This is a genomic window from Dactylosporangium vinaceum (genome assembly GCF_019904175.1).
GTDB lineage: Bacteria > Actinomycetota > Actinomycetes > Mycobacteriales > Micromonosporaceae > Dactylosporangium > Dactylosporangium vinaceum.
This window is the reverse complement of the sequence record NZ_CP061913.1, coordinates 9,586,523-9,600,631: the sequence shown is the minus strand read 5'-3', so window position 1 is coordinate 9,600,631 and position 14,109 is coordinate 9,586,523. Positions and strand designations below refer to the sequence as shown.

Annotated in this window: 13 protein-coding genes; 5 read left to right on the top strand and 8 right to left on the bottom strand. The window is 73.2% G+C overall.

Annotated features, from left to right (window positions below):
* Window positions 1-68: 68 nt before the first annotated feature.
* Window positions 69-995 (top strand): hypothetical protein, encoded by a 927-nt coding sequence (locus tag Dvina_RS42915; RefSeq protein ID WP_223096399.1) that lies wholly within the window; start codon window positions 69-71, stop codon window positions 993-995.
* A gap of 12 nt (window positions 996-1,007) precedes the next feature.
* Here Dvina_RS42915 and Dvina_RS42910 read toward each other — a convergent pair whose 3' ends face one another.
* The 4 genes from Dvina_RS42910 to Dvina_RS42895 form a co-directional block, all read right to left on the bottom strand.
* Window positions 1,008-2,216, bottom strand: coding sequence for an MFS transporter (locus tag Dvina_RS42910; protein WP_223096397.1), 1,209 nt, complete (start codon window positions 2,214-2,216; stop codon window positions 1,008-1,010).
* Window positions 2,217-2,238: 22 nt separating this feature from the next.
* On the bottom strand, window positions 2,239-4,095 hold the full coding sequence (locus tag Dvina_RS42905; RefSeq protein WP_223096386.1) for a DUF6311 domain-containing protein: 1,857 nt from the start codon (window positions 4,093-4,095) through the stop codon (window positions 2,239-2,241).
* A 70-nt stretch (window positions 4,096-4,165) separates the two neighbouring features.
* Window positions 4,166-5,092, bottom strand: a complete 927-nt coding sequence (locus Dvina_RS42900) for a hypothetical protein (protein ID WP_223096384.1) — start codon at window positions 5,090-5,092, stop codon at window positions 4,166-4,168.
* A 147-nt stretch (window positions 5,093-5,239) separates the two neighbouring features.
* Complete coding sequence (locus tag Dvina_RS42895; protein ID WP_223096372.1) at window positions 5,240-6,301, bottom strand: GGDEF domain-containing protein; 1,062 nt, start codon at window positions 6,299-6,301, stop codon at window positions 5,240-5,242.
* Window positions 6,302-6,433: 132 nt separating this feature from the next.
* Between Dvina_RS42895 and Dvina_RS42890 the strand changes: the two genes are divergently transcribed.
* Complete coding sequence (locus tag Dvina_RS42890; RefSeq protein ID WP_223096370.1) at window positions 6,434-7,483, top strand: hypothetical protein; 1,050 nt, start codon at window positions 6,434-6,436, stop codon at window positions 7,481-7,483.
* Window positions 7,484-7,490: 7 nt separating this feature from the next.
* Here the strand turns inward: Dvina_RS42890 and Dvina_RS42885 are convergent, their stop codons facing one another.
* A complete protein-coding gene (locus tag Dvina_RS42885) occupies window positions 7,491-7,850 on the bottom strand; it encodes a GntR family transcriptional regulator (protein WP_223096368.1) in 360 nt (119 codons plus the stop codon).
* Window positions 7,851-7,876: 26 nt separating this feature from the next.
* On the opposite strand from Dvina_RS42885, the gene Dvina_RS42880 reads away from it, so the two are divergent.
* From Dvina_RS42880 to Dvina_RS42870, 3 genes are all read left to right on the top strand, one after another.
* Window positions 7,877-8,707: a PIN-like domain-containing protein gene (locus tag Dvina_RS42880; protein ID WP_223096366.1), complete on the top strand. Its 831-nt coding sequence runs from the start codon at window positions 7,877-7,879 to the stop codon at window positions 8,705-8,707.
* Window positions 8,708-8,790: 83 nt separating this feature from the next.
* Window positions 8,791-9,756 carry a D-2-hydroxyacid dehydrogenase gene (locus Dvina_RS42875; RefSeq protein ID WP_223096354.1) on the top strand — a complete coding sequence of 322 codons (966 nt, stop codon included), beginning with the start codon at window positions 8,791-8,793 and terminating at the stop codon, window positions 9,754-9,756.
* Between the two features lie 56 nt (window positions 9,757-9,812).
* Entirely contained in the window at window positions 9,813-10,124 is a 312-nt protein-coding gene (locus tag Dvina_RS42870; RefSeq protein ID WP_223096352.1) for a nucleoside triphosphate pyrophosphohydrolase family protein, read from the top strand.
* 1 nt (window position 10,125) lies between these two features.
* Here Dvina_RS42870 and Dvina_RS55425 read toward each other — a convergent pair whose 3' ends face one another.
* From Dvina_RS55425 to Dvina_RS42855, 3 genes are read right to left on the bottom strand one after another with little or no spacing between them, the layout of a single operon-like run.
* Window positions 10,126-12,303, bottom strand: coding sequence for an ArnT family glycosyltransferase (locus Dvina_RS55425; RefSeq protein ID WP_223096350.1), 2,178 nt, complete (start codon window positions 12,301-12,303; stop codon window positions 10,126-10,128).
* Between the two features lie 42 nt (window positions 12,304-12,345).
* Complete coding sequence (locus Dvina_RS42860; RefSeq protein WP_223096347.1) at window positions 12,346-13,167, bottom strand: ABC transporter permease; 822 nt, start codon at window positions 13,165-13,167, stop codon at window positions 12,346-12,348.
* On the bottom strand, window positions 13,164-14,105 hold the full coding sequence (locus Dvina_RS42855; RefSeq protein WP_223096345.1) for an ATP-binding cassette domain-containing protein: 942 nt from the start codon (window positions 14,103-14,105) through the stop codon (window positions 13,164-13,166). The genes Dvina_RS42860 and Dvina_RS42855 overlap by 4 nt, the downstream gene beginning before the upstream one ends.
* Between the last annotated feature and the right edge of the window lie 4 nt (window positions 14,106-14,109).

Genomic DNA, 14,109 nt, shown 5'->3' with positions numbered 1-14,109 from the left:
ACGATCGCTGGCGTGGCGCTGGCGATCTTCGATCTCGACAACATCCCGACAGTCGCGGGCGGGGCGCGATGAGCGCACCGCCCGACCCGCTGGAGCTGTGTGCGGAGGCGCTCGCCACCGCCCGAGTGCAGGGGCTGAGCGCCGACGCGCCGATCCACGCGCTCGCCTCGACGCTCGGCGCCGAGTTCACCGAGCACACCGGCCCGGACGGGATGTACCGGGACTTCGGCCCTGTCGAGTGCCACTACGAGCGGCTCGGCCCGGACGAGCCCTGGCAGGGCCGGTTCCTGGTGGTGCGGGCGGACCGCCTGCCGGCCCGCGTCCGCCTCGATGACCTGCAGGAGGAGCTGCGCCGGGTGGGCCAGGCGGTCGTGCCGCTGCCGCCCGCGCGGGCCGGCACCGACGACCTGACGCTGAAGGCCCCGCTGAGCGGCTCGACGATCACCGTGGACGGGGACGGCACCGCCATCGCGATCGCCGCGCCGGTCTGGCCCGTCCCGGAGCTTCCGGCCCTGCCCGAGTCCCGCTGGCGGGCGGTCTGCGAGAGCCTCGACTACATGCTGCCGCTGACCCGGGTCGAGCGGGCCGAGTGGCTGGCCGACCGGGTCCCCGACACCGCCGAGGCGGCCGACTGGTGGACCTCCCTGGTGCATCCGCTGACCACCCTGCGCTTCGGCGACCCGCAGCGCGCGGCCGACTGGGCCGGGCTGGAGCTGTGGCTGCTGGACCGGGCCGGTGACGCCGGGGCCTGGCCGCGCGAGGAGTGGGTGTGGCGCTGGATGTGGTTCGTGCGCAGCCTGACCCCGCGGGCCGCCGCACCGCACGCGGGCGAGCTGACCCGGCTCAGCCTGGCCGCGCTGCCGATGACCGTCGCCCAGCTGCACGCGCTGCCGCCGGACTGGCGGGCGCTCAGCGCGGCCGACCTGCGCCGGGCCCGCACCGCCCGGGCGCTGATGTCGGTGGCGACGACGTACGGCGCCCGGGTCATGGGCTGACCGGACCCGGCATCACGGGCTGACCTCGCTCGGGAGGCCGCTGGGCGGGCGGGCGGCGGCCGGGCGCTCGGCCCGCTGCACGAAGAGGTAGACCGCGCAGGCCACGAGGACCACGGCGATGGCGGCGAGCAGCGCCTGGTAGCCGGCCCCGGCGATCAGGGCGGCCCCGAGCGCTATCGAGCCGGTCTGCGGCACCGTCACCGCCATGGTCGCGGCGGCGAAGACCCGGCCCTGCAGCCGGGCCGGGGTGGCGCGCTGGAGGCGGGTGGTGAACCCGACCGCCAGCCACGGCAGGCTGATGCCGAACAGTGCGGCCCCGGGCAGGACCGCCGCGTGGGCCGGCACCGCCTGCAGCAGCGCCCCGGCCGCGCCGAACAGCATGCCGGTCGCCATCAGCCGGGCCTCGCCGAGCCGGCGGACCAGCGGCGCGGCGCTCGGGCCGCCCACCAGCGCCCCGGCGCCCTGCACGGCGGCGAGCACGCCGACGAACGCGGGGGAGCGGTGCAGGCCCTGGCCGGCGACCGCGAACACGGTGGTCTCGCTGAACCCGAACACGCACAGCGCGCACGCGGCCGCCAGCACCACCGGGCGCAGGCGCGGGGAGCGGGCGATGAACCGCAGGCCGCCGCCCTCGCCGGCGATCGGCCGGGCCCGCGGCTCGCTGACCTTCAACCGCAGCAGGCAGGCGATCGGCACCGCATAGCTGGCCGCGTCGACGAGGACCGCCACCTTCGGCCCCGCCACCACGAACAGGCCGGCCCCGAGCAGCGGGCCGACCAGGCGCAGGGTCTCCTGGGCGGTGCGCAGCAGGCCGTTGGCGTCGGCCAGCAGGTCGCCGGGGACGATCGAGACCAGCAGGGCGGACTGGGCCGGCGTGAGCAGCGTGTACGCCGCGCCGCAGAGCGCCATGGACAGGTACACCAGCCACACCCGCCCGGGCCCGTCGACCGCCAGCAGCGGCAGGACGGCGGCCGCGGCCCCCGCGTTGGCCCAGATCAGCAGGGCGCGCCGCGGGAACCGGTCGACGAGCGCGCCGGCCAGAGGGCCGAGCAGAGCGGGGCCGGTGAAGCAGAAGAACACCAGCCCGGCGGCGGCGTTGCTGCCGGTGAGCGTCTTGACCCACACGCTCGTCGCGAGCCAGAGAGTCGAGTCGCCGAGCAGCGACACGGTCTGCCCGAACAGGTACGTCCGGGCGGCCGGCACCGCCAGCACGCGCCTCACACGCGGGCGATCTCGATCGTCATCACTCGATGTTACGTGTGTCCCACAGCCAGAGACCGCCGGTGAACGTTCCGGGTCCGAACAGGTCGGTGAGCGTCGTGCGCACCGCAGCCCACTTCGGCTCGGCCGGGGCCAGGATCAGCGAGGTGCGCCAGTACGCGAGGTCGGCCCGGGCCTGGGCGCGGTCCGCCTCGGTGACCAGGGGGGTCCGGCCGTAGTAGGTGGCGTCCGTGAACAGCTTGTCCGTCGGGCGCGGGACCGGGCCGACGAAGGCGTGGTGGCCGTCCACGCCGCCGTCCGGGCCCAGGAAGTACCCATGCGAAATCGGCATGTCGGCCTGTGTCGCGGAGGCCCAGAAGATCCCCGTGGGGAAGCTCCAGTCCGGCAGCGGCACGATGAGCACCGAGCGGTCCGGGCCGACGTACTGCTGCCACGCCCCCGACGACACGAATGCCGGAATCGGCGTCCGGTTCACCACCTTGATCGGCATCGGTGCGGCCGGGACCAGCGCGGCCGCGAGCGCGGTGACCAGGAACAGCCGCTTCGTGCGCACGTCGGAGGTCTCGCGGTCGAGCAGGCGCTGCAGGCCGAGGGCCAGGATCGGCACGGCCGCCCAGTTGGTCACCTCGCCGAGCCGGGTCGGCAGCAGCGTGTCGAACAGCGGCAGGTGCTGCAGCAGCGCGAACGGGCCCCACACGCGCGTGTCGCGGCCCTGGAACTGCAGCGGATTACCCCAGGCCAGCACCTGGAAGACCAGGCCGGTGGCGGCCAGACTGCGGATCAGCACGCTGCGCCACTGCCAGACGACCAGGGCGGCCAGCAGCAGCACCAGGCCCCAGCCGAGGAAGCCGTGCTCCTCCGCGCCGAGCGGTGCCGGGGGCTCACCGAACCGGCGCAGCCGCTCGGCCACGCTGTTGCTGCCGTACGAGGTGAGGCCGAGCACGTCCATGCGGAACGTGGTCATGTACTCCTCGCCGCCGCGATAGCTCATCGGGCCGAAGAACTGGAAGTACAGCGGGTACGCCAGCACGATCAGCGACGCGCCCGCCGTCACACCCAGGCCGGCGGCGAGCGGCCGGATCGCGGCCCGCACCCGGTCGCGGCGCTGCGCCGCGTAGAGCACCAGCACGAGGCCGATCCCCAGCGCCACCAGGAACAGCGTCTCCTCGTTGATGAAGACCTGGTAGACGACCAGGGCGGCGAGGATGAGCCCGTTGCGCAGTGGGCGCCCTTCGAGCATCTTGAACACGCGCCAAGCCAGCAGTGGTACCAGGAACTGCGCGACGAGATTCGTGTGGTAGCTCGCGTGCGAGGCGACGGTGGGCGCGAACCCGCCGACCAGACCGCCCACCCACGCGGCGGTGCGGCTGGTGACCAGGTGGCGGGAGAGCAGCCAGTACCAGGCGGTCGCGGTGCCGGCGATGCCGAGGACGATCAGCAGGTCGAAGGTGAACTGCGCACCGAAGAGCATGGTGAGCGGCGAGAGCGGGATGCCGAAGCCCAGCACCGTCGTGTTGGCCATGCCGTTGACGCCGAACGGGAAGTTGTACTGCATGATCCGCAGCGGGTTCTCGCCGTGCGACACCGCGCGGGCCGCCCAGGCGAGGAAGTACTCGGCCTGGGCCCGGTCGCCGGGAGAGACCGGCATCCGCCTGCCGTAGTGGGCCAGGATCGGCGACACGATGAACAGCGCGCCAAGCAGGTAGCTGCCCAGTGCGAGCAGGTCCGCCCGGCGCCCGTTGCCGGCGCCGGCCGCGGTGTTCGTCCCGGTTTCGGTGCTCTCGGTCGTGCTGGTCTCCGCGCTGCGACGCTGGGTCACGATCCTGCCCTTGGTGGCCGGTGCGGTCGTGTCGTCCTGATCGGCCGTCCCCGTCAACATCGCGTGACAATATCAGCGAACGCGGAGGGCGGGCCCGCTCACCGGACCCGCCCCTGACTACCGCCTGTGATCAGCGGCCGCGTTCGGTGTACGTGATCGTCGGCATCGGGGCCGGCGGCGTGTTGAACGTGTTGGCGGAGGCCGTGGGCATCGGCATCGGATTGCCGTTGATGTCCGTCGGCATCGGCATCGGGTTGGCCGTGTCGGTCGGGGCTGGCATCGGGTTGCCGAACGTGTCGGTCGGCTGCGGCATCGGGCTGCCCGACGTGTCGGTCGGTGCGGGTGCCGGGCTCATGGTGTCCGTCGGCATCGGGGTCATCGTGTCGGTCGGCATCGGGTTGCCGAACGTGTCAGTGGGCGTCGGCGCCGGGGTGGTGCAGCTCGGCGTCGGCGTGGCGCCCATCGTGTCAGTGGGCGTCGGTGTCGCGCCCATCGTGTCAGTGGGCGTCGGCGTGGCCCCCATCGTGTCCGAGGGCAGCGGTGGTGCGAACGTGTCGGTCGGGGCCGGCATCGGGTTGCCGAATGTGTCGGTCGGCGCCGGCGTCGGGCTCATGGTGTCCGAGGGCAGCGGCGGTGCGAACGTGTCGGTCGGCGCCGGCATCGGGTTGCCGAACTGGTCGGTCGGCGTCGGGTCGGCCTTCTGCGCCTCGATCGTCGGCTGGATCGGCGGCGGGATGGTGGCCGCGCCGGTCGGGGTGCCGAACATGTCCGGCGGAATGATCACCGACGCGCTCGGCTGGGCCCCGGTCGGCGGCACGATGACCGGCTGCCCCGTCTGACCCGGCTGCCCTGTCTGGCCGGGCTGGCCCATCTGGCCGGGCTGGCCGGGGTTGCCGAAGGTGTCGGTCGGGCACGGCGGCGTGGTCGGCGCGCCCGGGTAGTTGGTCGTCCAGGCGCTCAGGTCCGGATCGGGCGTCATCGTCTCGGCCGCGCGCGCCCCGCCGTTCACGGTCTGAGCGTCGGCGCTGGTGACGTTGATGACGCCGGCGGTGAGCACGGCGAGGAAGCTAGCGGCCCCAACCGCAATCGGCAGGCGCCGTTTGCTTTTGCTGGCAGGCATTGGGTGAAACCCCCGTTGGTCTCTCGACAGCAGTCACCCTATGTTTACCCACCACTACTTTAAGTAACCAGAAACCGAGAAAATTCAGCCTTTTCTCAGACTTTCCGTCGTCATGCGCCTTTCTCCACGGCTGGAGGACACCCGGTCCCGGCCCTGCATCTTGGCGTCGTAGAGCGCCCGGTCGGCCGCCGCGAGCAGCGCCTCCGCATCGGTGCCGGCCCGGTCGGCGGTCGAGGCCAGCCCGATGCTGAGCGTCGGCAGGCCGTCGGGCAGGTCCGAGGCCCGGGCCACCGCCGCGCGCACCTCGGCCGCGACCGCGCGGGCGCGCTCCTCGTCCCCGGCCACCAGCACCGCGAACTCGTCCCCGCCGAGCCGGGCCGGGCAGTCGCCGGGCCGGGCCGCCGCCCGCAGCGCCGCCGCCACGCGGACGAGCACGGCGTCGCCGGTGCCGTGGCCCCAGGTGTCGTTGATGGTCTTGAAGTGGTCGACGTCGACGATGAGCAGGCAGTGCTCCCCGCCGTCGCTCAGGGCCCGGGTCAGCTCGATGTCGAAGCCGCGGCGGTTGGGCACGCCGGTGAGCGGGTCGGTGAGCGCCTGCTCCTCCAGCCGGGCGACGAGCGCCTCGGAGCGGCCGCGCAGCTTCGACACGACGACCGTTGACACCGTGTAGGCGCTCACCAGCGCGGCGATGTCGGTGGCCGACTTGGCGTCGGGCTGGATGGCGAACGTCACGGCGGCGTCCGTCGCGCTGGCCGTGGCGAGCAGGAGGTACATGAAGTCTCGGCGGACGAACGTCGCGGCGTAGAGGAGGGGCCAGAGGAAGTACAGGTGTCCGCTGACGGACACGTCCCGCGTCAGGAGGTTCAGGCCGCCGATCAGCAGTACCGCTATGAACGGCACGAGGACCCAGAACGCCTCCGGCACCCGCTGCGGCCGCAGCCGGCACAGCGCCCCGGCCGCCACCATGGCCCCGGCCACCGCCTCGGTGATCAGCAGGCCGGCCACGGTGCCGCCGGCGAACCCCGGCACCAGCAGCGCGCACGTGCCGACGACGGAGCCGCCGGCCATGAGGAAGTACGCCACCGCCCGAGTCGCCGCCACGCGGTCCCGCGCGTGGATCAGGGGCCGGACCGCCGCGCGCCACACAGGTAAGACGATCGGCGGTCACGCAGCGAAACTGAGCGTTCACGGGTGATGCGGATCGCCCGGTATCAGACACCACGTGTAGCGAGGACCGACTATGCTCGCGCGGGTCTTCCCTCGGGCCGAGGAGCTCTCATGTCTGACCCGTACGCACCCCAGCCGAACTATGACCCCTATGGCCAGCAGCCGCAGTACGGTCAGCAACCTCCTTACGGACAGCAACCGCCGTCGTACGGCCAGCAGCCGCCGTCGTACGACCAGGGGTACGGCCAGCAGCAGCCCTCGTACGACCAGGGCTACGGGCAGCAGCCGCCCTCATATGACCAGGGGTACGGCCAGCCGCAGCAGCCGTCCTACGGCCAGCAGCCCGGCTACGGCCAGGACCCCTACGCCCAGCCGGTCTCGGGCCAGCCGGGCTACGGCCAGCCGGCCTCGGGCGTGCCGTACCAGCAGCCCGGCTACGGCCAGGACCAGTACGGCCAGCCGGGCTACGCGCCCCAGCCGGCCTACACGCCGCCGCCGAAGAAGGGCAACGGGCTCACGCTCGGCCTGATCATCGGCGGGCTCGTGCTCGTCCTCTGCGGTGGTGCCGGCGCGGTCTGGTACGTGACGAGCTCCAAGGACGACGACAAGACCACCCCGACCGCCGGCTCCTCCGCCTCCACGGCCCCGAAGCCGGGCACCTCGGCGGGCGCCACGAAGACCACCGGCGCCCCGGCGGGCCCGAAGGTCACGCTCACCGCTCCGGCCACGATCAGCACCTGGAAGAAGCAGGCGAACCAGGATCAGGCCAAGGACATGAGCAAGCAGATGGAGGACGCGGGGATCAAGAACCCGTTCGCCGCGCAGTACCAGGACAGCGCCAAGACGTCGCACGTGGTCATCGTGTGGGGCGGCACCGGCTCGGCGTTCAGCGTCGGCGGCCCGGACAAGCAGCTCAAGGACTTCTTCGACGGCGCGTTCAAGGAGCTCGGCGGCTCCGGCAGCGACAAGACCCCGGTCGACCCGGGCAAGCTGGGCGGCAAGGCCGAGTGCCAGAAGACCGACTCCAGCGGGGTGACCCTGTCGATCTGCGCCTGGGTCGGCACCGACGCGCTGCTGGCCTTCATGTTCAGCGCCATGGAGCCCTCGGCCGCGGTCATCCAGGTGAAGCTGCTGCTGCCGTCGATGGCGATCGTCTCGTAGGTGCTGCTCAGTGTTTTCTGGTGAGTGCTGCCTCCGCGATCCGGAGCCCTTCCTCGGCCTCGATCCCGGAGGCGGCCACCACCGCCGCGTAGTCCTCGGCGGCCCGGCGCACCCGCTCCAGCGCCGCCTGCCCGGCCGCGGTCACGTATGACCCGGCCCGCCCGCGCGTCTCGATGAGCCCGGCGTCCTCCAGCTCCCGGTAGGCCCGGGCCACGGTGTTCACGGCCAGCCCCAGGTCGCCGGCCAGGCTGCGGATCGTCGGCAGCCGGGTCCCCACCGCGAGCGAGCGGTCCCGGATCGCCGCGGCGACCTGGAGGCGCAGCTGCTCGTAGGGCGGCACCGCCGAGCCCGCGTCGATGACGAACATCGCGTCAGTATCTACCATCCGTCGATGTGCCTCTGGGATTCAGCGACCAGTTCGGTCACTACCTGCCGCCCGCCGACGCCGACATCGCCACCGCCTTCACCACGGGCCTCGTGGCGCTCGACTCCAACGTGCTCCTGAGCGCGTACCGCTTCGCCCCGGACGCCCGGGCTCTGCTGTTCACCGCGATCGAGCGCCTGGGCGACCGCGCGTTCGTCCCGCACCAGGCCGCGCTCGAGTTCCACGCGAACCGGTTCACGGTCAGCGCCGACCACGCCGCCGCCTACGAGCAGGTCCTCGACACCGTGGCCGACTACCGCGACCTGCTCGAGCCGGACCTGCAGAGCCGCATCCGCTACCTGGCCTTCCGCACCGGCCTCGAACCGGCCGAGCGCGACGCACTGCAGGACCTGGTCGCCGACGCCCTGACTCCGCTGGCGACGGCGGTCGAGGCGCTGCGCTCCCGGCACGGCCTGACCGACGACGACGCGATCCTGCACCGGTTCCAGGCCCTCCTCGACGGGAAGGTCGGCCGGGGCCCGGCCGCCGACGAGCTGGAGGCCGCGCAGGCCGAGGCCCGTCGCCGGATCGCGGCGGGCCTCCCGCCCGGATACCTGGACGCCGAGAAGGCCCGGCCGGAGGGCGACTACCTGATCTGGCTGCAGACCCTCGACGAGGCCCGCCGCCGCACCGCCCCCTGGCTCGTCTTCGTCACCGGCGACCTCAAGGAGGACTGGTGGTTCGTCCGCGACGGCGGCCGCGTCGCCTGCGCCCGGCCCGAGCTCACCGCCGAGGCCGCCGCGGTGGCGAACACCCGCCTGGTCATGCTCACCACGCAGGCGTTCGTGCGTTACGCTTGACATGGAACGGCGTTCCATACACGGTGTCGGGTGTGCGCATCGCCGGCACCCGCACCGTGGCCAACTGATGCGGAGCTGACTGCATGCACATCGTCCTGGCCCAGCCGGGCGCCTCTGAGCACGTGCCGCCGGTCCGCTCGATCGCCCCGGACGCCCGGATCACCTGCGCGTCCCCGGGCTCGCCGATCGACCCGACGGCGACAGTCCTCTTCGCCGACCGGTGCCCGCCGGGCCTGTCGCACCTGCGCTGGGTCCAGCTGGGCTCCCACGGCTACGCCCAGCTGGAGGGCGTGATCCGACCGGACACGGTGGCGACGAACGCGAGCGGCGTCCAGGACAAGCCGATAGCCGAGTGGTGCATCATGATGCTGCTGGCGCTGTCCCGCGACCTCCCGGCCATGCTCACCGCGCAGCGGACCCGCCGCTGGGACCGCAGCCCCGTCTTCCAGCGCGAGCTGGCCGGCCGCCGCGTGGGCATCCTGGGCTTCGGCAACATCGGCCGCGAGGTAGCCAGGCACTGCACCGCCATGGGCCTGGAAGTCTGGACCATGACCCGGGCCGGCATCCACGACCGCGGCCCGCGCTACGACCCCTTCAACCGCGGCACTGCGCCACCCGCGGTCACCAGGTCCTTCGACATGACCGCCCGCGCCGAGTTCTACGGAACCCTGGACGCGCTGATCGTCACAACCCCGCTGACCCCGCAGACCCGGGGCCTCGTCGACGCCGAGGCCCTGGCCCAACTCCCGACCGGCGCCCTGCTGCTGAACCCGGCCCGAGCCGGCGTGGTCGAGGAGCAGCCGCTGCTCGACGCCCTACGGTCGGGCCACCTGGGCGGCGCCGCCCTGGACGACCACTACCGCCAGCCGATGCCGCCCGACGACCCGTTCTGGGACCTCCCGAACACCATCGTCACCGCCCACATCTCCGGCTCCTCGCAGAGCCCGTGGTATCAGCAGCGGATCTGGGACCTCTTCCTGACAAACCTCCGCCGGTACGTCTCCGGCGCCCCGCTGCTGAACGTCATCGCCCACACCGACCTGGCGTGAGGGCCATCAAGCCCGGCAGCAGTCACCTCGATCTGACGGACGCCTAGGTTGGGACAATGGATCTCGAACAGCTCCAGTCCCGGGCCGTGGCCATAGCCGCCCTGTACGACCACCACAACACCACCGCCGGCCGCGGCGCCTGGACCACGGGCGACCTGGCCCTGGGCTTCGTGGGCGACGTGGGTGACCTGGCCAAACTGGTCATGGCCGTCGACGGCCGCCGCGAGATTCCCGACGCTGACGCCCGCCTGGGCCACGAGCTGGCCGACTGCCTGTGGTCGGTCCTGGTCCTGGCGAACCGCTACAACGTCGACCTGGTCACCGAGTTCACCCGCATGACCGACGAGCTGGAGCAGCACCTGACCTGACTTATCCGCCGCATTGGTACAGCGCTGGCGGGAGCGTCCCGAACCGCGCCATCGGGCCGGCGCCGGGCGCGCCGGCAAGCGGGCCGGGTCCGACCGGTTCGCTCGGGCCGGTGGTCGGCGGTTCGCTGCCGCCGTACTCGGTGGCGGACACGGCGGTGCAATTGGCCTTGGCCCAGGTGGTGATGGGTGTGCCCGGGCCGGCCCGGCCAGGCATCGGGAAGCCGCCGAGACCGGCCTGGCTGAGCAGGACGAAGCGGAGTTGGCCGGTGCGGATGAGGGTGGTGAAGGCGTCGAGGGTTGGGGAGGGGGCGGTGCCGCTGAAGCCGCCGGCCGGCAGGAGGCGCTCGCCGGTGGCGGTGATGTATGGCGCGGCGGTGTTCCAGGAGTCGGTGGCGGCGAGGTAGCGGGCGCCGTCGCGGTGCTGGCGGAGATAGGTCAGCAGGCGCTGCTGGTCGGTGGTGAGCGTGGCGGTGCCCTGCGGGCCGCCGGCGGCGAACGCGGCCCCGCCGGGGGGTCCGGCCATGGTGCGGGGTCCGCCGACCGGTCCGGTGCTTGACGGTCCGGCCGCGGCGTCGAAGGCGCTGCCGCTGTAGTCGGGGTGCAGGACCGAGGCGGCCCAGGCGGTCGGCACGGCGAGCGCGGCGGCGACGGCGCCGGCCGTCGCCGCGCCGATGAGGGCGGGTCGCGGCCGGCGGTTGCGGCTGGCCGGTGCGGGTGCGGTCCGCCGATCGCGGAGGCTGGTGACCGCCACGGTGAGGACGGCGGCGGCCCCGAGCCCCAGGGCGGGCCAGACGAGCCAGGGCAGGAAGGTGGGGTAGCGGGCACTGAGGTAGCCGGTCCAGGCCAGTTCGGCGGCGACCATCGTGGGAAGCAGCCAGCGGCCGGTGCGGGTCTGGTAGGCGCGCCAGGCGTGCACGATGCCGGCGGCGGTGAGGGCGGCGACCGCCGGGGCGAGGGAGGCCAGGTAGGCGGTGTGCGGCAGCGTCATGGCGGAGAACACGGCGACGAAGGTGCCCAGCCAGGTGCCCCAGAGTAGATAGCCGGCGCGGGCCGGATCGGTCCTGGGCGCGCGGCGGGTGCGCCACAGCCCGGCGGCCAGGGCGATCCCGGCGAGCGGGTAGAGCCAGCCGATCTGGGTGGCGTACCGGGCGGTGCCGAGCTTCGTCCAGCCGCCGCCGTCCGGCCCGGCCCCCGGTGGACCGGCGGCATCCGGGCCGCCCGGCCCACCGGGTAGGTCGGCGCCGGCGGGCGGGGCGAACCCGGCCGGCGGCTCGAACCCGCCCGTGCCGCTGGTGGCGCCGGCGGTCATGGGGGTCATGGCGCCGGGCCAGTGCAGCCCGAACCGGTCGGTGCCGTTGTAGCCGAAGACCATCGCGGCGGCGCTGTTGGTGGTGCTGCCGTCGACGTACGGCCGGTCTGCGGCCGGGGTGACGGTGTAGAGCGCGATCCACGACATCGACACGGCGACGGTGACCGCACCGGCTGCGGCCAGGTGTCCGAGGCGCCGGCGGAGGGTGGTCGGGGCGGCGAGCAGGTAGGCGAGGGCGAGGGCGGGCAGGACCATCCAGGCCTGCAACATCTTGGCTTGGAACCCGACTCCGACCCAGACCCCGGCGAGCAGCAGGCTGCGCAGCCGGGCGTGCCGGATCGCGTGCGTGGCGGCGTCGGCGGCCAGGACCAGGCACATGGTCAGCAGCCCGTCCTCCATGGAGTGGCCGAACATGGACGCGATCACGGGCGTCAGGCCGAACAGGCCGGCGGCGAGCAGGCCGGCGGCGGGGCCGACCCAGCGTCGGCCGATGCGGTACATGGCCAGCACGGCGACGACGCCCTCGATGACCTGCGGCAAGGTGAGCGCCCAAGCGTGGTAGCCGAAGATGCGGGCCGACAGGGCCTGCGGAAGGAACGATCCGGCGAGCTTGTCGATGGTGATGGTGGCGCCGGGGTCCAGGGCCCCGTACCAGAATGCCGGCCAGCTCACCGACATGCTCTTCACCGCGATCGAGTAGTACAGGGCGTAGCCGCTGTCACGGATCCGCCATCCGTACAGCACGGCGGCGACGGCGGCGATGCCGAGCAGCAGGGGCCGGGCCCAGGCGGGCTGCCCGTCCGGTGAGCGCCAGAACCGCAACCGGTCCGCGGTCGTGCGGCGGACGGCGGACTGGTCGGGGTTGGACACGGAGGCTCTCCTCGGGCAGGCGGCGGCTCAGGCCGGATGTGGTCAGGCGGTGACGTCGCGGCGGCGCAGCAGCACGGCGGCGCCGGCGGCGATGACGGCGGCATAGGCGGCCAGGACCGTCAGGGCGTAGCCGTAGCCGACGTCGGTGGTGCCACCGCCGGCGACGGCGGCGAGGAGCTGACCGGGCAGGTACCGGTCGGCGTCGTCGACGGCGGCGTTGACGATGCTCTCCACCGGCAGCGCGTAAGCGACGCCGACGGCGATCGCCGCGACCGGCGTCCGCAGCACCACGGCGAGTGCGAAGCCGATGCCGGCCCAGCCGATGGTCGACATGCTCGTGTCCGCGGCGGCACGCACCACGTCCCCGGCGGCGGCACCGGTGGCCCAGGCACTGGTGTCCAGGCCCGTGACACCGGCCGTGACGAACGACGCGGCGACGCTGGCGAGCGTGGCCACCGCGACCATGAGGGTGCTGAACGCGGCGCAGGCCAGGGCGATCCCGGCGAACAGGCGCAGTCGGCGGGGCTGGCGGATGAGCAGGTTGCGAAGGGTGCCCTGGGCGTACTCGCCGGCCACCGCACCCGCACACACGCACAGGGCGACGACGCCGAGCAGGGTCGCGGCCGAGGACAGCCCGTTGGACAGGCCGGACGCGGACTGCAGGGTTGCGACGCTGACCCCGATCGCCGGCCCGCCGGGGGCCTGGCGGGCGTTGCCGTCGCCGGCGGTGGCGATCCCGATGGCGGTGGCCAGGGCGGTGACGGCGACGACGGCGCCGAGGGTGCCCCAGAGCAGGCCGGGCCGGCGCAGCTTCATCCATTCGGCGCGAGCCGCGCGGATGACGTCGAGCAGTAGGGCGTTCATCGCGCCGCCTCCAGGGTCGTGATGCCGGTGTCGCCGGTGGCCGAACCGGTCAGGGCGAAGAACGCGTCTTCGAGATTGTTCTGCCGGGCGGCGAGTTCGACGAGAGTGATGCCGTGCTGCATCGCCTCCCGGTTGAGCTCACCGGCGAACGTCGCCGGGGCGTCGACGACGACGGCGCCGTCGGAGATGATGGCGGGATTGCCGCGGTCGGTGGCGAGGCGAGCCAGGACGGGCAGGTCGGCGGAGTCTTCCGGGACGGCGCGGATCCGCGGGAGCTGGCGCGCGAGGAGTTCGCTTGTCGGGCCCTGGAAGACGAGCCGGCCGGCGCGGATCATGACGAGGTGGTCGCAAATCGCTTCAAGCTCGCTGAGCAGATGGGAGGAGACGAAGACGGTGATGCCGGTGCCGGCGAGGCGGCGCAGCAGCTGGCGGATCTCCACGATGCCGGCCGGATCGAGGCCGTTGGTCGGCTCGTCAAGCAGCAGCAGTTTCGGGTCGGGCAGCAGGGCGGCGGCGATCCCGAGCCGCTGTTTCATGCCCAGCGAATAGGATCTGAACGGATCGTCGGCGCGGTGGGCCAGGCCGACCAGCTGCAGGGTCTCGCCGATGCGGGACCGGTCGTGGCCGCCGAGGACGGCGAGCAGGTCCAGGTTGGCTCGCCCGGACAGCGCCGGGGTCATCGCCGGGCCCTCGATCATCGCCCCGACCTGCGGCAGGTACACGTGCGGCTTGGTGATCTCCGTGCCGAGGACCCAGGCCCGGCCTTCGGTCGGGCGGATCAGCCCAAGCAGCATGCGCAGCGTGGTGGTCTTGCCCGCCCCGTTCGGCCCGACGAACCCGGACACCACCCCGGCCGGCACGGCCAGATCCAGGCCGTCGACTCGCCGGACCCCGCCGTACGTCTTCGCCAGCCCGGTACTGCTGATCACCGCATCCATCGCC